11 protein-coding genes are annotated in these 19,957 nt (G+C 61.7%); 5 read left to right on the top strand and 6 right to left on the bottom strand.

Annotation, left to right across the window (positions count from 1 at the left end; all coding sequences use genetic code 11):
• Nucleotides 1-64 precede the first annotated feature (64 nt).
• From ACLH0J_RS22155 to ACLH0J_RS22165, 3 genes are all read right to left on the bottom strand, one after another.
• The gene (locus tag ACLH0J_RS22155) at nucleotides 65-3,736 is read right to left on the bottom strand and encodes a translocation/assembly module TamB domain-containing protein (RefSeq protein WP_411389041.1); all 3,672 of its coding nucleotides are present in this window, start codon (nucleotides 3,734-3,736) and stop codon (nucleotides 65-67) included.
• A complete protein-coding gene (locus ACLH0J_RS22160; RefSeq protein WP_411389042.1) occupies nucleotides 3,736-5,463 on the bottom strand; it encodes an autotransporter assembly complex protein TamA in 1,728 nt (575 codons plus the stop codon). The genes ACLH0J_RS22155 and ACLH0J_RS22160 overlap by 1 nt, the downstream gene beginning before the upstream one ends.
• A gap of 64 nt (nucleotides 5,464-5,527) precedes the next feature.
• Complete coding sequence (locus tag ACLH0J_RS22165) at nucleotides 5,528-6,178, bottom strand: GNAT family N-acetyltransferase (RefSeq protein ID WP_411389043.1); 651 nt, start codon at nucleotides 6,176-6,178, stop codon at nucleotides 5,528-5,530.
• Nucleotides 6,179-6,347: 169 nt separating this feature from the next.
• Between ACLH0J_RS22165 and xthA the strand changes: the two genes are divergently transcribed.
• Both xthA and ACLH0J_RS22175 read left to right on the top strand, forming a co-directional pair.
• A complete protein-coding gene (gene xthA, locus ACLH0J_RS22170; protein WP_411389044.1) occupies nucleotides 6,348-7,160 on the top strand; it encodes an exodeoxyribonuclease III in 813 nt (270 codons plus the stop codon).
• A 133-nt stretch (nucleotides 7,161-7,293) separates the two neighbouring features.
• Nucleotides 7,294-8,628, top strand: coding sequence for a substrate-binding domain-containing protein (locus tag ACLH0J_RS22175; protein WP_411389045.1), 1,335 nt, complete (start codon nucleotides 7,294-7,296; stop codon nucleotides 8,626-8,628).
• Between the two features lie 113 nt (nucleotides 8,629-8,741).
• On the opposite strand, the gene ACLH0J_RS22180 is transcribed toward ACLH0J_RS22175, so the two are convergent.
• Nucleotides 8,742-9,971, bottom strand: coding sequence for an acyl-CoA dehydrogenase (locus tag ACLH0J_RS22180; protein WP_411389046.1), 1,230 nt, complete (start codon nucleotides 9,969-9,971; stop codon nucleotides 8,742-8,744).
• 151 nt (nucleotides 9,972-10,122) lie between these two features.
• Here ACLH0J_RS22180 and ACLH0J_RS22185 point away from each other — a divergent pair, with 151 nt between their 5' ends.
• The 3 genes from ACLH0J_RS22185 to ACLH0J_RS22195 all read left to right on the top strand — a co-directional run bounded on the left by ACLH0J_RS22185 (nucleotide 10,123) and on the right by ACLH0J_RS22195 (nucleotide 12,454).
• Nucleotides 10,123-11,067, top strand: coding sequence for a LysR family transcriptional regulator (locus ACLH0J_RS22185; RefSeq protein ID WP_010564942.1), 945 nt, complete (start codon nucleotides 10,123-10,125; stop codon nucleotides 11,065-11,067).
• Between the two features lie 78 nt (nucleotides 11,068-11,145).
• Complete coding sequence (locus ACLH0J_RS22190) at nucleotides 11,146-11,538, top strand: MerR family transcriptional regulator (protein WP_010564941.1); 393 nt, start codon at nucleotides 11,146-11,148, stop codon at nucleotides 11,536-11,538.
• Nucleotides 11,539-11,554: 16 nt separating this feature from the next.
• Nucleotides 11,555-12,454, top strand: coding sequence for a hydroxymethylglutaryl-CoA lyase (locus ACLH0J_RS22195; RefSeq protein ID WP_411389047.1), 900 nt, complete (start codon nucleotides 11,555-11,557; stop codon nucleotides 12,452-12,454).
• A gap of 549 nt (nucleotides 12,455-13,003) precedes the next feature.
• Here the strand turns inward: ACLH0J_RS22195 and ACLH0J_RS22200 are convergent.
• Both ACLH0J_RS22200 and ACLH0J_RS22205 read right to left on the bottom strand, forming a co-directional pair.
• Complete coding sequence (locus tag ACLH0J_RS22200) at nucleotides 13,004-18,178, bottom strand: NEL-type E3 ubiquitin ligase domain-containing protein (protein ID WP_411389048.1); 5,175 nt, start codon at nucleotides 18,176-18,178, stop codon at nucleotides 13,004-13,006.
• 81 nt (nucleotides 18,179-18,259) lie between these two features.
• Nucleotides 18,260-19,894 (bottom strand): AMP-binding protein, encoded by a 1,635-nt coding sequence (locus tag ACLH0J_RS22205; protein ID WP_411389049.1) that lies wholly within the window; start codon nucleotides 19,892-19,894, stop codon nucleotides 18,260-18,262.
• Between the last annotated feature and the right edge of the window lie 63 nt (nucleotides 19,895-19,957).

Raw genomic sequence — 19,957 nt, forward strand, 5'->3', positions numbered from 1 at the left:
CGTCAGGATGAACGTGGCGCCTGGGCGTTTGTCGCCGGCAAGCCGGCTCCTACAGAGGGGTGGGTCAGAAGTCTCGTTTGTAGAAAATATCCAACGAGCTGGCCACGCCGCTGGCCACTTCCAGGTACACCTTCTTGCTCAACAGATAGCGCAAGGCAATGGTGCTCGCCGGTTCGAACACCCCCACGCCATAACGCAGGCTGAGTTTCTCGGTGATCTTGCCGCTGGCGACCACCGCCGTGGTGGTGCCGCTGCCCTGGGTGTCGAGTTCGAAATCCTTAATTCCCAGGTCCCTGGCCAGGTCCGAAGTCACCCCGGCGCTGCCCATCAGGCCCAGGCCCAGGGCGGCCTGGGCGAGCAGGTTGTTGTCTTCGCCGGTGCTGCTCAGTGGACGGCCCAGCACCAGGTAGGACAGCGCCTGCTCCTGGCTCATCGCCGGTTCCGAGAAGATCTGCGTGGTGGGCTGCTCGGCGCTGCCGCTCAGGCGGATTCCGGCGATCACATCGTCGGTCTTGCGGATCGCTTCGATGTCCAGATACGGCTGGTCGAGCGGCCCGGCGAACAGCAACCTTGCGCGACGCACATCGAGTTTCTGGCCATAGGCACGGTAGCGGCCATCGTTAAGCCATAGCTCGCCACGGGTGTCGAGGTTATCGCCGATATGCACGTGCCCCTGCACTTTGGCGGTGAGGCCGAAGCCCGAGAAATTGAGCTGGTCTTCACCCACCGCCACGTCGATATCCATGGCCATGGCCATCGGCGGCTTGCCCTCCTCGGTCTGGCTGCCGATGATCACCGTGTCGTCCGAGACCTTTACCGTCGAGGGCGGCAGTTCGCGCACGGTGATGTCACCGCGGGGGATCCGTACCTTGCCGGCAATCGCCAGGTGGTCGTTCTTCAAGCTGATCTTCAGGTCCGGCGCCACTTCCAGCACGGCATAGGGTTCGACCGTGACCGGCAGTTGCGAACCTTGCAGGCGCAGGTCCACGGCCAACGCCTGGCCCCATTCGATCTGGCCCTTGAGACTGCCCTGCCCGGCCTTGCCGCTGCGCCAGGCGCCATTGAGCTGGACGCTTTCGCCGGCGATCAACGCTTGCACATTCAAACCCTCGAGGCTGATGGGCAGTTCCGGCCCGGAAATCTCGCCGTCCAACAGATTCACGCTGCCGTTGACCTGCGGCGCCAGCAACCCGCCGGAAATACGCCCGTTGCCGTTGAGCCTGCCGTGGAGCGTCTCCACCATCGGCACAAACGGTCGCGCCACCGCGAGATCAAGGCCGGTGAGGCTGAAGTTTCCGCTGATCGGCTTGTTTTTCGGCAGCGGGTTGATCTGTGCCTGCAGCAACAACTCACCGAGTTTGCCGCCACGGAAGTTCAGCCGAGTGTCAATGCGCGTGGGGTTGAGGGTGGTTTCCAGGGTGAGGGTGTCATAGGGGAAATCCAGCCATTGATGCTTGTCCTTGACCCGCAAGGTGCCGCCACTGGCATCCACCGACACCACGCCTTTGGGGCCGCTGTCGGGGAGGTCGAGCTGGATGTCAGCGTTGAGCTTGCCCAGCCAGGCAAAATCTTTGGGCAGGAACGCGGCGAGGCTGTCGATGGGAAACTGCTTGAGGTGGTAACGCAGCTTGGGCTCGGGCATCAGCCGCTGGTCTTCGCCACACAGGCTGGCCGGGCCGGAGACCCAGCAGTGCGCCGCGAACGTCAGCTTGCCATCGGCCAGCCGTTCGATTTTTGCCGGGGCTTGCAGCTTCCAGTCCTGGCCGCCGGCTTGTATGTCGCCACTGGCCAAGCGACCGCGCCAGTTGCCTTTGTCGAGGTTGCCGTCCAGGGCCAGGGCGAGCTGGACCAACGGGCCCGCCAGCTCCAGCCGGACTTTCTGACTGTTGATATCGCCCTGGGCGCTGGCGTTGAGCGTGCCGACCTGGGTGTCGCCGCTTTGGATGCCGCTGCCTTTGAGGTCGATCTGCGCGCGCTGGGCATTATCGAGGCTGGCGGCGAGGGTCAGGCTTTGCAGGCGATTGTCGGCGAACGCCAATTGCTGCCCTTTGAGGTCGAGCTTGCCCTGGGGCGCTTTCAGGCTACCGGCCACGTCGAGTCGACCGTTGACCTGCCCACGCAGCTGCGGCCACAGCTGGGCCAGGCGCGCCAGCTTGATGTCGATCTGCCCGGCCAGGCGTTGTTGCAGGCTGCCGCTGCCGTTGATGCGGTTGTCACCCAGGCGAATGTCCAGGTTGGCCAGGGTCCATTGCGCGCCCGCGCCTTCGGCCTTGGCCGCCAGCACCGCGGTTTGCCCGCGCAGGCGGCCCTTGAGGTCGAGGTCGGCGTTCAGCTTGAGCTGTTCGTTCTTGAACTCACCGGTGCTGCGCAGCGGTCCGGCCAGGGTGCCCGGCAATTGCGCGACCCAGTACGCCGGGTTCAGCGCCGACAAATCCAGCGCCGTATCCCAGGCGATGCCATCGTCGAATTGCAGGTTCAGATGGCCTTCAGCCTTGCCTTGGCCGGCAGTCAGTTTCAGCTCCGGCAAGAAGATCTGCTTGAGGTCGCCACTGAACGGCGTGACCACATTGAACTTGCCGGCGGGACCGTCGAGATCGGCCTTGAGATTGCCGAGGTAGTTGCCGTCCTTATAGGAAATCTCGCCATTAAAGGTGCGCAAAACCACCTGAGGTTCGTCGATCAACGGATAGAGGCGATGCCAGGGGAAATCCAGCCAAGCGATTTTCGCCTCGGCGCTGAAGCCTTGCTGCCAATCCAATTGGGCGCTGAGTCTGAGGCTCTGCTGGTCGCCGGCCGTCAACTCCAGGCCGGTAATCTGTGCGCCCCTGGCGTCGACCTTGCCTTGCAGCAGCAGGTCCACCGGGCCTTTTTCCGCCGGCAATACCGCCTTGCCGAGCAGTTGATAACCGTCTTTCAGGTCACCCTTGGCAGTGAGATCGAGTTGATTGAGTTGCAGGGTGTCGGGTAGATCGGCACTGGGTTTGAAGCCATCGGCGGTAATACGCACCTGGGCCGGGAGGTTGTCCGCCAGGGGTTGCAGCTCGCCGCTGAGTTTGGCGGGCAAGTAACCGCTACTGTCGGCATCGAGCTTGAGGGTCTTGAGCAGATCGCCGTTGACCTTGAGCGCGACCGTCCAGGGCGCACCGCCCGGCGCATACGGCAGGCTCAGGTTGCCACTGGCGCTCAACGGCCAGTCGCCGGTCGGTTGCAACAGCCCGGCCAGGTCCAGCACCAGGTCGTCCCGTTGCAGGTGCACGGCGTCGATCTGCAGGCCGGCAGCAGTCCAATGCGCCACCAGTTGCAGGCCCTTGAGTTCTTCGCTGCCGTTAAACAGCAGGCTACCAACGCGAACGTCGCCCAACTGGATGGACAGGGGCAGTTTCAGCTCGGGCAGCTGGATCGGCCCGCTGCTGTCTTCAGTGCCGGGTGGAAATTGCAGACCGACCTGTTCCACGTCCAGCCGGTTGATGCACAGGGTCATGCGCAACAGGCACGCCGGCGACCAATCGACTGTCGCCGCAGTGAGTTCGACGCGGCTGCTGTCCTGTTGCCACAGCAGATGATCGGCGCTCCACCGACCGCCCAAACGCCCCTGGAAGTTCTCCACGCTCAAACCCGGCACCTGGCCCAAGGCCCAGCGGCTGCCAGCCGGGGTGCCAAGTACCGTCCACACTCCCAGCAATACCAGGGCGAGGACGGCCGCGACGGCCAGCCCCGCGATTTTCAAACCACGCATCACAGCTCAGGCCCCATGGAAAAGTGCAATCGAACGCCACCCGGATCTTCCAGGGCGTGGGCCAGGTCCAGGCGGATCGGCCCCACCGGCGAGACCCAGCGGATGCCCACGCCGACGCCGGTTTTCAGGCTGGGCATTTCCAGGGTGTTGAACGAGTTGCCCTGGTCGATAAAGGTCGCGATCCGCCATTTCTCGGCGATGGAATATTGATACTCGGCGCTCAACGCCACCATGTAGCGGCCACCGATGCGGTCGCCCTGGTCGTTTTCCGGCGACAGGCTCTGGTACTCGTAGCCGCGCACGCTCTGGTCGCCACCGGCAAAGAAGCGCAACGACGGCGGCACCGATTTGTAGCCATTGGTGGCGCTGCCGCCCACCTGCGCCCGGGCGAGGAAACGATGCTTGTCCCACAGGGTGGTCAGGCCCTTGACCATGGCTGTGCCGTAAAGCAGGTTGGTGTCCGAACCCAGGCCCTCCTTGGCCACCTTGGAGTCGAATTGCAGGCGGTAGCCATGGTGGGGGTCGATGCGATTATCGCTGCGCAGGTAGGAGTAACTGATCCCGGGCATCAGCAGGTTACTGAGGCCGGAGTCGTTGCCCAGGCGATATTCCTCGCGCTGGTATTTCAACGAGATCACCCGGGTCCAGCCACTGGGCAACTTGCTGTGCCATTCGGGACCTAGCGTGAGCAATTTACTCAGGGTGTCGGTGTTGGCGATTTCTTCATTCTGGTAACCACCGGCAAAACGCAGTTTATCGGTGAGCGGCGGGTCCAGCGGAATGTCGTACCACAGGCCGACGTTCTGGCGCGGCGCCGAGAGTTCGGCCTCCCAACCGTAGCTGTGGCCCTGGGGATTGACCCAATGGCGCGTCCAGTTGGCTTTACCGCGCGGGCCGACGTCGGTGGAAAAACCCAGGCCCAGGCCCATGGTGCGCGGCTTGCGGGTTTCCAGGCGGACGGCCACCGGGATCACATCATTGGCCGAGGCCGCCGGCGCGGCGTCCACGCGCACGCCTTCGAAAAAGCCGCTGCCCTGCAGGTTCTGGTTGAGTTCGGCGATCAGCTCGGAGTCGTAAGGATCGCCGCTTTTAAACGGCACCATGCGTTGCAGCAGTTCTTCGTCGAACGGCGTATCGCCGGCAAAGCTGACCTTGCCCAAGGTGTAGCGCGGACCGCTGTCGTAGACAAGTTCGATATCGGCGACGCCGGCCTTGGGGTCTACCGCCAGCGTCTGGCGGGTGAAACGTCCACTGAAAAAACCGTAGCGCGAAGCCTGGTTCTGGATCAGGCGCTTGGCGTCTTCGTAATGCCCGTGGTTGAGCACCGCGCCGGATTTGAGCTCGTTGCTGGTGGGTACGCGAAAGGCCTTGAGGTCCGCGGCCGGGCCATCGACCCGGATGGTCACGTTGCGCAGATGCACCGGTTCGCCGGGGTCGATGGTGAGGGTCAGGCGCGGGTTCTTGCCGCCCGCGACGGAACTTTCGATCCGTGGCTGATAGAAACCCAGCGCCTGGGCCGCTTTGCGCGCCTGCTCTTCGGCGCCACGGCTGAACCGCAGCAAGGCCTCTTCATCACGATCGCCCACCCCGCCGATGTAGCCTTCGATATTGGCTTTCAGCGCATCGTTGGATGGCTTGATCCGCACATCCAATTCGCTTTGCGCGAACGCGCTGCAGCTTGTGAACAGCAGAATCAAGCCGCTGGTAACTTTTACTGGAAACTTCATAAGCGCGGATGCTACACGAGCTGAGGAGAAACTTAGAGCTCAGACAATTCTGAAAAATTCTGCGCTAAGCCGTTGCAGCATGTGACACCTGGGGATTGGGGTGGAAAAACACATGTTCCAGGATCGGTCCTACGGCGACTTCGCCGATTTCCTCGTAGCCCTGGCGCTTATAGAAGTCCAGATAACGTGAATTGCCCGTATCCAGCACCACGCCGGACGAATGCGGGTCTTCGGCGCACCAGTTGTGCACGGCTTCGAGCAATTGTTCGCCGTAGTGCTTGCCCTGCAATTGCGGGTGGATGCCCAGCAGCGGCAGCACATGCACCGACTCGCTGGGCAAGCAGGCCAGCACCGCATTGTAGTAATCCAGATAGCGCCGGGTGCCGCGCACACCGGTGCTCAACCACATGCGCAGTTGCCAGGCCCAGCTCTCGGTAATGCCCAGGCGCCGTTGCGGCGGCGCGATCAGCGCGATGCCGATCAGACGATCATTGACGAACAGGCCAATGGCGGGAAGTTTCTGAAAGAAATGCTGCTTCACCAGCTCGCGCACCGTGGCGCGCACCCGCTGTTCATAGCCTGGGCGTTCCGCCTCGAAGATGTAGGCGAACGTCGGCTCATGCCGATAGGCCTGGTACAACAGCGAGCGAGCCTCGCGGGAATAGTCGCTGTTGAGCAGGCGGATTTCGGCAACGGCGTTCAAAGTCTCAGGCATACAATCAATCTCCCTGTGCGCCACTCAAAGGATGGCGTTCTTATGGGTACGAACCTACGCAGCACCAGTCGTTCCCAGACATTAGCAGTGCATCTGTCCTACCGCCACGCTGGCCCCCGTCTGACTTGTCGGCTAGCATCGCCCTTTTGCCAGGACTGGACTGCCGACCATGAAAATCGTCTCCTTCAATATCAACGGGCTGCGCGCCCGCCCTCATCAGTTGGCGGCGCTGATTGAAAAGCATCAACCCGATGTGATTGGCCTGCAGGAAACCAAAGTCCACGACGACCAGTTCCCCCTCGCTGAAGTGCAGGCCCTGGGCTATCACGTCTATTACCACGGCCAAAAAGGCCACTACGGCGTGGCCCTGCTCTCGCGCCAGGAAGCGTTGAGCGTGCATAAAGGTTTTGCCAGCGATGACGAAGAGGCTCAGCGCCGCTTTATCTGGGGCACTTTCGCCGATGAGCATGGCAACCCGGTCACGATCATGAACGGCTATTTCCCACAAGGCGAACGCCGCGACCACCCCACCAAGTTCCCGGCCAAGCAGCGCTTCTACGCAGATTTGCAACACCTGCTGGAGAGCCAGTTCAGCAATGACCAGGCCCTGGTGGTGATGGGCGACGTGAATATCTCCCCGGAAGACTGCGACATCGGCATCGGCGCCGACAATGCCAAGCGCTGGCTGAAAACCGGCAAGTGCAGCTTCCTGCCCGAGGAACGCGAATGGATGGCACGCTTGAAAAACTGGGGCCTGGTGGACAGCTTCCGCCACCTGAACCCGGACGTGACCGACCGTTTCAGTTGGTTCGACTACCGCAGCCGCGGCTTTGAGGATGAGCCCAAGCGCGGGCTGCGTATCGACGTGATCATGGCGTCCACCGGCCTGGTGCCACGGGTCAAGGATGCCGGCGTGGATTACGAACTGCGCGGCCTGGAGAAACCGTCCGACCATGCGCCGATCTGGCTCGAGTTGAGCTGATTTTCCGGCGGTCCTCGGTTAAAGGTGGGAGCAAGCCCGCTCCCACCTGTTGATCCGCTGAACATCAGTCACATTGCTGCAATCTTACTGACTTAATCTCGCAGCACTTCCTTTGTATTGAGATGGTGCCAGCATGCTGCTGCGCGTTTTGTTCCTGCTGTGTTGCGCGTGTTCCTTTTCCATCGTTGCCGCCCCCCTCCCCGTCCCCGACCAGGGCCCTGCATTGCGCATCCAGGGTTCCAACACCATTGGCGCGGCGCTGGGCCCCGCCTTGGTCAAGGGATTGATGGAGCATCAGGGCCTGCAGGCGGTGCACAGTGAACCGGGCGGCGGCGCCAATGAACAGCGCGTGGTCGGCAAGACGCGCCAGGGCAAGACGGTCACCATAGAAGTCGCGGCCCATGGTTCAAGCACCGGGTTTGCCGCATTGAAAAAAGCCAGCGCCGACCTCGCCGCCTCTTCTCGCCCGATCAAGGACAGCGAACTGGTAGACCTTGAACCCTTGGGCGACCTGAAAAGCCCGGAGGCCGAACAAGTGATCGCGATCGACGGCCTGGCGATCATTCTCAACCCGCGCAACCCGCTGGATACCCTGAACACCGAGCAACTGGCGCAGATCTTCAACGGCGAGGTCAGTACATGGGAAGCCCTGGGTGGGATCGGCGGGCCTATTCACCTGTACGCGCGGGATGATCAATCCGGGACCTACGACACCTTCAAGGACTTGGTGCTACGCCTGCGCGGCAAGCCCCTGGCCGCGTCCGCCAAACGTTTCGAATCCAGCGAGCAGCTATCCGACGCCGTCAGCCAGGACCCACAAGGCATCGGTTTCATCGGCCTGCCGTATGTGCGCCAGGCCAAGGCCGTGGCGATCGTCGATGGTGACTCGCAACCGATGTTGCCGTTGAACAGCCTGATTGCCACCGAGGACTACCCTCTGTCGCGTCGGTTGTTCTTTTACCTGCCCCCCTCCAGCCAGACCCCGTGGGCCAAGGCGCTGGTGGACTTTACCCAGAGCAGCAAGGGCCAGGCGATTGTCGCGGCCAACGGGTTTATCGCGCAGCAGGTGCAGGCGATGGCCGTGGAGCCACGAGCGTCGATGCCCGAGGACTATCAGGCCATCGCGCGCGACGCTCAGCGCCTGACGGTGAATTTTCGCTTCGAAGAGGGCAGCGCCAGCCTCGATAACAAGGCACGCCAGGATTTGCAGCGGGTGGTGGCGTATCTGAAAAACCACGACAAGCTGGACAAGCAGGTGACGCTGGTGGGGTTCGGCGATGCCAAGAACGACCCGCAACGCGCTGCGCTGCTGTCTAAGTTGCGGGCGATGGCAGTGCGCCGGGAACTGGTGAAAAGCGGCGTGGTGCTGCGCGATATCCGCGGGTTCGGCGCGCAGATGCCGGTGGCGGCGAATACGGCGGATGAGGGGCGGATCAAGAATCGGCGGGTGGAGGTTTGGGTGTACTGAGGACAGTCGGATCTGTATTGCCTGGTCCGACGTCATCGGGGGCAAGCCCCCTCCCACACTTGGAATGCATTCCAACCTGTGGGGGCTTGCTCCCGGTAGCAGGCAACCCGGTGTTACTGGCCGCCGCGCATCAGCTCCCTGGGCACATACTTGCCGATCTCGAACTTGCCGATCGCCGCGCGGTGCACTTCGTCCGGGCCGTCGGCCAGGCGCAGGGTGCGTTGCATGGCGTACATGTAGGCCAGCGGGAAGTCATTGGACACGCCAGCGCCGCCGTGGATCTGGATCGCGCGGTCGATCACCTTCAACGCCACGTTCGGCGCCACCACCTTGATCTGGGCGATTTCGCTCTTCGCCACTTTGTTGCCCACGGTGTCCATCATGTAGGCCGCTTTCAGGGTCAACAGGCGCGCCATGTCGATTTCCATGCGCGAGTCGGCGATCTTGTCGATATTGCCGCCCAGGCGCGCCAACGGCTTGCCGAACGCGGTGCGGCTGATGGCGCGTTTGCACATCAGTTCCAGCGCGCGCTCGGCCATGCCGATGGAACGCATGCAGTGGTGAATACGGCCCGGGCCAAGACGACCCTGGGCGATTTCAAAGCCACGGCCTTCGCCCAGCAGGACGTTTTCGTACGGCACGCGCACGTTGTCGAACAGCACTTCGGCGTGGCCGTGGGGCGCATCGTCGTAACCGAACACCGGCAGCGGACGCACGATTTTCACGCCGGGGGCGTCCACCGGCACGAGAATCATCGAGTGCTGCTGGTGGCGCGGCGCGTCGGGGTTACTCAGGCCCATGAAGATCAGAATCTTGCAACGCGGGTCGCAGGCGCCGGAGGTCCACCATTTCTTGCCGTTGATCACCCACTCATCGCCCTGACGCTCGGCGCGGGCGGCCATGTTGGTGGCGTCCGAGGAGGCCACGTCGGGTTCGGTCATGGCGAAGGCCGAACGAATCTCGCCGCGCAGCAGCGGTTCGAGCCAGCGCTGTTTCTGTTCGGCGTTGGCGTAGCGCACCAGCACTTCCATGTTGCCGGTGTCCGGCGCAGAGCAGTTGAACGGCTCCGGGCCCAGCAGCGAACGGCCCATGATTTCCGCCAGCGGCGCGTATTCGAGGTTGGTCAGGCCGGCGCCCAGTTCGGATTCGGGCAGGAACAGGTTCCACAGGCCTTCGGCTTTCGCCTTGGCCTTGAGCTCTTCCATGATCGCGGTGGGCTGCCAGCGGTCGCCTTCGCTGACCTGGCGTTCAAACACCGGCTCGGCCGGGTAAACGTAAGCGTCCATGAACGCAGTGACGCGTTCACGCAGTTCCTGAACCTTGGGCGAATAGGCGAAATCCATGAGCAGCTCCCTTCTTTGAGAGGTTGTTTAGGTCATGCAATCGATGCTAGAACAGCGTTGATAATTTACCTAGCCTATTCTCGGCGTGTATTAACATTCATCACCGATATATGATCGGCGCATGGACACCTAACAATAAGAGCGCAACGAAATGAATCTGAGCAAGGTCGACCTCAACCTGTTTATCGTCTTTGACGCGATCTACACCGAAGCCAACCTGACCCGCGCCGGGCAGATTGTCGGCATCACCCAGCCGGCGGTGTCCAACGCGCTGGCGCGCCTGCGCGAAACCTTCAACGACCCGCTGTTCGTGCGCACCGCCCAAGGCATGGTGCCCACGCCAATGGCGCAGAACATCATCGGCCCGGTGCGCAATGCCCTGTCGTTGCTGCGCGTGTCGGTGCAGGAAAGCCGGATTTTCAACCCGCAGCAGGCGGCCAAGACCTACCGCATCAGCATGACCGACCTCACCGAAGCGGTGATCCTGCCGCCGCTGTTCCAGCGCCTGCGCCGCCTTGCGCCGACGGTGGTGATCGAGAGTTTCCTGTCTAAACGCCGCGAAACCACCAAGGAGCTGGCCGCCGGGCGTCTGGATTTTGCCGTGGATGCGCCGCTCAATACCGACCCGCAGGTGCGCCACGTCAAGCTGATGGAAGACCGTTACGTGTGCGCCATGCGCAAGGGCCATCCGATGGCGGGCAAGGACAAGTTCACCCTCGACGACTACCTGTCGCTGACCCACATCCATATCTCCAGTCGCCGCAACGGCTTGGGCCATGTCGACCTGGCCCTGGGCAAGATGGGCATCCAGCGCAAGATCGCCCTGCGCTCCCAGCATTACCTGATGGCCTCGCAAGTGCTGCAACAGACCGACATGGTCATGACCGTGCCCGAACGCTTCGCCCGCCGCCATGAACTGCACTGGTTCAACCTGCCGGTCAATGACGTGCCGCCGGTGGAAACTCACCTGTACTGGCACGAAAGCACCGACCAGGACCCAGCCAACCGCTGGATGCGCGAGCAGATGATCGAGTTGTGCCAGCAGGTCACAGCCCATGAGAAGAAGCTGGACAAACTGCAAGCCCATTCCGTGTAGGAGCGAGAACAGCCTGCAGGCTTGACGTTTACGTCAACCTGCCATTAGCTTAGCGCCAAGACCTTCTTGAGCGCCCCCATGAGCACGACTTACAGCATCTCCGACCTCGCCCGCGAGCTCGACATCACCACCCGCGCCATTCGCTTCTATGAAGAACAAGGCCTGCTGGCCCCCGAACGCCGGGGCCAGGAGCGCATCTATTCGGCGCGGGACAAGGTCAGCCTCAAGCTGATCCTGCGCGGCAAGCGCATCGGTTTTTCCCTGGCCGAATGCCGCGAGTTGATCGAACTGTACGACCCCACCAGCGGTAACCATGTGCAACTCAACAGCATGCTGGCCAAGATCGCCGAACGCCGCGAACAGTTGGAACAGCAACTGCTGGATATCGAACAGATGAAGCTGGAACTGGACACCGCCGAAGAGCGTTGCACCCAGGCCCTGGCCCAAACCATGGCCCAGGTCGGCCATTGACCAGAAGGTAACTGCCATGCCCCTCCCCTCACACGTACGCCTGGTGGAAGTCGGTCCGCGCGACGGCCTGCAGAACGAAGCCCAGCCCATCAGCGTGGCCGACAAGGTCCGGTTGGTGGACGCCCTCAGCGCGGCGGGCTTGAGTTACATCGAAGTGGGCAGTTTCGTCTCGCCCAAATGGGTGCCGCAGATGGCCGGTTCCGCCGAGGTGTTCGCGCAGATCCAGCGCAAACCGGGGGTGACCTACGGTGCGCTGGCGCCGAACCTGCGCGGGTTTGAGGATGCGGTGGCGGCGGGCGTGAAGGAAGTCGCGGTGTTCGCGGCGGCGTCCGAGGCGTTTTCCCAGCGCAATATCAACTGCTCCATCAGCGACAGCCTGGAGCGCTTTGCGCCGATCATGGCCGCGGCCAGGCAGCAGGGAATCAGTGTGCGCGGCTATGTGTCCTGTGTGCTGGGTTGCCCGTACGAAGGTGAAATCGCCCCCGAACAAGTCGCGGCGGTCGCACGGGAACTGTACGCCATGGGCTGCTACGAGGTGTCCCTGGGCGACACCATCGGCACCGGCACGGCAGGCGCCACGCGGCGTCTGTTTGAGGTGGTCGGCGCGCAAGTGCCACGGGACAAGCTGGCGGGCCACTTCCATGACACCTATGGCCAGGCCATCGCCAACATCTACGCCAGCCTGCTGGAAGGGATCAACGTATTCGACAGCTCTATCGCGGGCCTCGGCGGCTGCCCTTATGCCAAGGGCGCCAGCGGTAACGTCGCCACCGAAGACGTGGTGTACCTGCTCAACGGCCTGGGGATCGAGACAGGCATCGACCTGGAGCGATTGATTCTCGCGGGCCGGCAGATCAGCGACGTCCTGGACCGGCCCACCGGCTCGCGTGTGGCCAAGGCACGTAACGCCGGTTGAGTAGCGCGACCGTGACAATGTGTTACCGCACGCCTACACATCGAGTAACACGGGAACATATTTTGTCGTATCTGCCGCCAGACATTTCCCACCAAAAAATTAAATCATTGATTTTAAAAGACTTTTAAAAGTTGGCACGGCTTCTGCTATCTCTATTGCATAACAAGAATAAAAAGCGCCAAACCTAATAAAAATAAGACGTAACGACTCTGACATAACAAAAACAACACGGCAGAGACGCAGCTAACAGATTTTTTTGGAGAAGATGTGCTTCGCAGGGAACGGCATGCCGTCACCCGCAACCGGTTAGAGAAAAATAAAACTACCTCAGGTAGCTACCCACTGGTTGGATCGTTAACGAAGAAGCAGCTCAGCGCTCAAAAAAATACGTTTGCTCTTGATCCCGCATGGGGGTCGCCAAAAACAGCGGTAAAGGGCCACGGTTACCAAAAACAACAATAGACCGCCCCTCAATAATAAAAAAAGAGCACGTAACAACAAATTAAAGGGGACCTTTGGGTCCCCTTTGTGCTTTGCGGTGGCGACGTTTCAGACGTCGGTCCCTTGCACCGCCGCGAAATTATTGAGTACCGAGCGCGTCAAGCTGCCCATCGCCTGCGCTTCCTGCGCCTGCTGCTCAACACCGAGCGCGTTGTACTGCTCAACGTAAAAAGCACTTTGCATCGAACCATCGACCAGGATTTCGTCCCGGCGCTTGCCCAGCAGCCGTCCCAGGGTGTCGACCAACTCATGGTGGTGTGCCTGCCACTGAGCCTGATCCACCGTGTTCTCCCGCCTGGCCTGCCACTCCGACAGATCGTCCAGCGCCTCGGCCTTTTCCGTGAGCCGCGCACGACCGGGCGCCATCAACGCCTCGAGCTCCTGGGAATAGCGGCTACGCAGGTGTTTTTGCCAGAAGCCCTGGTCCACGAAAAACCTCGTTTCGTCAGCCGCCACCCGTTCGTCACGGATAACGTGCTCGTACGCCGCTTCGATCGCGGTCTCGCTCACATTCGCCTGGTGGGGAAACAACATGTCCCGGGTCTTGAGCGGCAGTTGCAGCCGGTCCGCCAACCTGATGCGGTAGGCCAGAATGACTTCGACCTGCTCCGTGAAACCAGGCCCGCGGGCATCGACGTCGCGTTGTGCAACGGCGTCCACCAAGTGCAGACGAAACAGCTTTCTGGCGGTGTCGATCAATGCGCCCTCGGTATTCGCCTCCCCCGCCAGCGCCAGCGCCCTGGCGCCGATCAACTCTCTTTCGAGGTTCATGAACTCGACCGTACTGCCATCGCCGCAGGTGACGCGATCATCAGCGGTGCTGAAGAGTATGTCGCGGACCTCCTGGCTTTCCCGAGTCGCTTCAAGCATGTCCCACACCCGCTCGGCCAACGCCGCGCGGGTGGCCTGCGAGGCGTACTCGGCGCTGCGAGTGGTGTCGGCCAGCACGGTGAACAGCGAGGCCGACTCCGGCTCGGCGAGGACGTCGTCCCACAGCTCGCCACGCCGGGACTGCACGCTGGCCGGCGAATCAAGCAACCATGCCAGCCGCGCCTGCTCTGCGGTCACGTGATCGTCCCATTGCGCCGGATCCAGCGGTCCCTCCAACTGAATGCGCGCAAGCGTGGGTGCCGACAGCGGGTTGTCATGCACGTTGATGCGTTCCAGATGCTGGTAAGCGTATTCCGGCAGCGTGGTGATCCGGTTGGCATGCAGATCGATCCTCGCCAAGTTGGTCAACTGCTCGGCCCCGGCAGGAAACGTCGTGGTGCCGGTATCTTGCAGGTAAAGCTGGTTCAGGCTGCGCATGCCTCGCAGGTCGGCGGTCCAGCCCAGGCGACGATTGTCGGAGAGGTTGAGGATTTTCAGGTTCTGCATGGCTTCCAGGCGCACACGGCTTTGTTCGGTGAGCTGGATGTCATTTCGACTCAGGTTGAGCTTGGTCAGCCCTGCGCCACCGTTGGCAAATTCCGGCAGGCGGGTGAGGTTGTTCTCTTTCATATTCAGCCAGCGCAAACCGCCAAACGATTGGAGAAAGGGCAAGGAACTGTCGGACAGGTACAAGCGCCGCAAAACCAGGCTGCCCACATGGTCCATGTTGGCAGACAACTCGGGCAGCTCGCCGATGGCCTCATCGGACAGTTCCAGAACATGTCCGATCGGGGTTTGATCGGCCGCAAATGCCAGAGGTGACCGACGCTGCCAGGCATCCTTGATCAAGCCCCCGACGATAACCCTGGCATTGCGGTAGCCCGGCCCGCCTTCCTGCTGCCAGGCGATCAGCTCAGAGTTCAGTTGCGCGAATTCCTGTTCGAGTTGGTTCAATCGAGACAGCAAGGCGGCCGCCCCCCGGCCTTGAAGCGCCAGCATCTCGACGACTTCTTCAACGGTTTTCGTGGGGTACAGAAACTGCGCTTTCATCTCGCAGGGCGTCGGTACGCCTTCGATACCGCCTATCGGACTCAATGGGTAACCAACGCGCCCATCGGACAAGCGCATAGGCGACTTGTAACCCGGCTTGATCGCTTGCAGACCCAGGACTTGCCGGCTCGTCTGCTCAGTCAAGGGCTGCGCGAGAATCTCGGCCTTCAAGGCCTGGATCGAGGCCCTGAACCGGGAAACGTCGACGAACGTGCCTTGGCTGGCAATACACAGCGCGCCATAGAACGTATCGGGGTCTGAACGCCAGAACTCGATCATTTGCGGCCCGCTGTACAACGCCCACTCCTTCAGGCTGATACACACCAGGCGAAACTGCCGGGGGGCACCCGCGCGGCCGATGCGGTCCAGTAACTCACCGTCATAGGTACCCGCGCGCAACTCGATGCCCACACCCTTCAGGCGATCAGGCAGTGCAGCCAGCTTGTGCAGCGCCAGATGCACGCCGTCCATGGTCAGTTCGGTGTCGAACAGCAAGTCGGTATGGGCACGCATGATCCGGGCTTTGTGCAGGTAGCGGCGGGCTTCTTCGGCCAGACGCAACGGCAGTCGCGAGGTCTTATCCATCTGGGTCAGCTCGCGACTGTTGGCGTGCTCGACCAGTTCTTGCGCGACGAGTTTGGGTAGGGACGGAAAGCTGCGCTGGATCAACTGAACATGGCTGTCATTGGAAATATCGCCCGCCGCCACCTCATCCCTGAACAGCTTGCCTCGGGTGCTTTTGGCCGCTTTCAACAACCGGTCGCGGTAACGCAATGCCTGCGCCTCGGGTGTGCGCCGCGCTTGCATCATTCGCTCCGCCTGGGCATCAAGCGCCTCAGCGTTAGGCGGTCGGAGCGTAAAGGTGCCGTCCAGATTCAGACCGCCCGCCATGGCCAGGCGCCCACGAAAATAGTTCTTGATACCCGCCTCGTCCAGCAAGTGAGCGATTTCAGACTCACTCAACTGATTGAGCAGTGACGGCAGTAACCTGCCGCTGTCGATCTGCGCTTCATCCAGTTTCACGACTTGCGCGCGCGTCTTGACCTGCCCCGAGCGCCACACCAGATTATTTTCTGCATCGAACACCACCAACACCCTGGAGCTGGGCCACATGCCCGTATCCATCATCACCTTCAGTTGCAGGGCCCAGTCGACGCGGCTGAATACCTGTGGGTCGGCACTGCTCAACCGATCGATGAACGCCTGATGCCTGGCGGCGCATTCAAAACGCCTGAGGGTGTCCCTGAACAACGGCGGCGGCAGTTGCTGGTCCACGTAGACCCGTCGCAAGTCGTCATCCGACACGCCGCTGATCATCCGGATCTGTTCCAGTTGACTGTCGCTCAGGTGTTCGACGCGCGGCCCGAGACGCCGCAGCAAGGTGCTGCGATTCCAGCTCAGGGGCTGCTCGAATTCATGCACCCAGGCGCCCTCGCCGTTATGGCGGATGCGCGGTGCATAGCGTGAGTCGCCGTCGGGATGGATCAGCCTGAAGTCATTGCGCGTTGGCGTGGCCTGCACCTGATAGTGCCCGTCCTCGGCCGGCAGGTACGTGCGCCCCTCGTGGGCAAAAAGGCCGCTGGCATCGGGCTTGAGATCGCTCGGCAACCTGACTTGATGCCGGTAGTGGGCGGGATTGAAGTCATACAAACGGGTGCGCCCGCCGAACTCGACATGCATCAGGCGCCGGACAATCGCCGAGTCCTTAGCCGCCAGCAGCACTTTGGGAATGGCCAGCCCCGCCAGGTTCAATGCCACCGCCGAGAAATGCGCCCAGGTGGCGCTCGTATCCCCGTCGGACAACGACTCAAACCCTTCGCACACCTCATAGGCCATCTGCACCGCGCCGACCACCAGCATCGCTTCACCGAGGAACGGCACCACGAATGCCGCCAGGTTGAGGATATCCAGGGCCTTGCTGCCCCAGGACCAGAGCCAGGCGTTGTAGACGCGATCGCTGATGTCCTGGGTCGAGACCGCGCTGGCGCTGGCGTTGTCCATGATCAAGCGCACGCGCTGCATGGCGCTGTCCATCCACAGGTCACCCCAGCGTTTACCGTAATGCCCCTGGGTGTGGATTTTGCTTTTCTTCGCTGCATCGAAATCCTCGTCGTGCGTGAAGGCCTCGCCTGGGTCAAGCAACGTCTTGAGCTTTGAATAAAACGCATCCTGCTTGGACAAGGGGACGAATTGACTGAAGAACTGGCGGTACTCCACAGCACACAAACGGGTGGTCAGTTGTTCGGTAAAGGCACCGATAGTGTCGTAGGCCTTGAGCGGGTGAAGCGGGTCGCCGGGGATATACACCATGCACGGCCGCGGCTGGAGTTCGGAGTTGACCAGAAACTCCTGCCACACCACCGGGCCGATGATCAGGATGCCTTCCAACTCGAACGCGTACAGCTTGAAGCGGCAGAACGACACGTCGTCCTCACCCCATTTTTGTCCGCTCTGGTTGATCAGAATGGCTTTGATCAGGGCGTGCTGAGACGCCTGGATATCGCCCTTCATCAAGGCGATTTCGGCGGCCAGCTCCAATTGGTTGCGATAGCAGGTGATCAGCGTGGAGTAGAGTTTTCCAGACTGCGCACCTGATGCCTGCGGGCGGATATGGGCATTCAGGGTGGAACGCACATGTTCGAAATACGAGCGCCCCAGGTCCAGCTCCCGGCACATGGCCGCGAACCTATGGGCATCGAGGTCCGACTTGAGCGCCCGAACATTCGCCGGAACATGCAACCTGCTCGCAGAATATTGGTGGAAATCGTAGCGGGTGATCAGGTGACAATCCGCGCAGACCGGCTGCGAGGCCTCCTCCTGCGTGAAATTGTTCAGCGCCGCTTCGAGCAGGCTCAGGCCTTTATAGAAATAGAACTGAGGCGCCAGCGCACTGGCGCTGTCGGTAGAGACCTCCCGGGGCCCGGGGATGCATTCCTTTTGCTCCATCTTGCGCGCGTAGAACAGCGTCCTGACGTCCAGGCGCTGACCGAAGGTTTTCTCTATTTCGCCGACCAGCAACGGCTCGGCGTAGTCCGCCGGATTTTTCAGTTGGCTGAACAATTGGTCCAACTGGTTCAAGGAGCGCCGGCTGCGCCCATGGACCTCCTTCATCCGTTCCCTGGCCGTCGCCGACGCCTGCCGGTACCAATCCGGAATACGCAGATCCAGCGCGGCCAGTTCGGTTTTACGCGTGTCCAGGGCTTCGGTGTACCACGTGGGCGTGTTGTCGCTGATGACCCCGGCGTGAAGACTCTGCTCATCCTCAGCAGTGAGCGCGGCGGGATCGATGACCCTATCTGTCATATGCATGACCTTTAAATGGCGGAATATCCCGCCACTCTAGGCAATGCGTTCCAGCGTCAAGCGGTAGACATGCAGGGTGCTTCAGCCGGCGCTCTGCTGCTCCTGGAGACTGATCTCGCGCATGCGAAATTTCTGGATCTTGCCGGTCACGGTCATTGGGAACTCGTCGACGAACTTGAAATACCTGGGGGTCTTGAAGTGCGCGATCCGATCCTTGCACCAGCCTTGCAACTCCAGTGCAGTGGCCACATGGCCGGGGTGCAACTTGATCCAGGCGACGATTTCTTCGCCGTAACGCGCATCGGGAATGCCGATGATCTGTACGTCAGCCACCGCAGGGTGGGTGAAGAAGAACTCTTCGAGCTCCCGCGGGTACACGTTCTCGCCACCGCGAATGATCATGTCTTTGTTGCGCCCGACGATGCGCACATAGCCGTGCTCGTCCATGGTGGCCAGGTCGCCAGTGTGCATCCAGCGGGCGTCGTCGATGGCGGCGCGGGTGCCTTCGGGGTTGTTCCAATAGCCGATCATCACGCTGTAGCCACGGGTGCACAGTTCGCCGATTTCACCGCGCGCCACAGTGTTGCCATCGGTGTCGATGAGCTTGTTTTCCAGTTGCGGCTGGGTGCGCCCGACCGTGGTCACGCGGCGTTCCAGGTCGTCATCCGCGCCGGTTTGCAGGGACACCGGGCTGGTTTCGGTCATGCCATAGGCGATCTGCACTTCGCCCATGTGCATCTCGCTGATGACCCGGCGCATCACTTCGATGGGGCACGTGGCGCCGGCCATGATCCCGGTGCGCAGGCTGCTCAGATCGAACTCACTGCGGCGCGGGTGATCGAGCAGGGCGATGAACATGGTGGGCACGCCGTACAGGCCGGTGGCGCGCTCTTCGGCGATGGCGCTGAGGGTCAGCAGCGGGTCGAAGCCGTCATTCGGGTAGATCAGGGTGGTGCCATGGGTGATACAGCCCAGGTTGCCCATCACCATGGCGAAACAGTGATACAGCGGCACCGGAACCACCAGGCGATCCTGCGCGGTCAGGCCCAGGCTTTCGCCGACCATGTAACCGTTATTGAGGATGTTGTGGTGACTGAGTGTGGCGCCCTTGGGAAAACCGGTGGTGCCGGAGGTGTACTGGATATTCACGGCGTGATCGAAGTGCAGGCTGGCCTGGCGGGTGTGCAGTTGCTCGGGCGGGACACCGGCGCCGAGGGCCGCCAGTTGCGACCAGGGCATGAACCCCGGCGGCGGGCTGGGATCGAGGCTGATGAGGCCGCGCAGGTCGGGGTTCAGCGCTTGCAGCATCGCGTGGTAATCGGAGGTCTTGAACGCGCCGGCGCACACCAGCCATTGGCAGCCCGATTGCTCAAGCACGTACGCCAACTCACTGCTGCGATAGGCCGGATTGATATTGACCAGGATCACCCCGAGCTTGGCGCTGGCCACCTGGCAGATCAGCCACTCGGCACAGTTGGGTGCCCAGATACCCAGGCGATCCCCGGTTTGCATGCCCAGGGCCAGGAATGCGCGGGCGTGCAAGTCGATGGTCTCGGCCAGTTGCCGCCAGGTGTAACGCAGCCGTTGATGGCGCACCACCAGGGCTTCGCCGTCTGGATACTGCGCAACGGTACGGTCGAAGGCCTGGCCAATGGTCATGGCCAGCAAGGTCTTGTCCTGGGAGCCACGGCTGTAGCTCAGATTCGGTTGATCCATAACGACCCCTGTTGTCTTTTTTGTAGGTTGACGTAAACGTAAACTACGATTGACAGCGCCGCA

This window comes from Pseudomonas sp. MPB23, from assembly GCF_046605395.1.
GTDB lineage: Bacteria > Pseudomonadota > Gammaproteobacteria > Pseudomonadales > Pseudomonadaceae > Aquipseudomonas.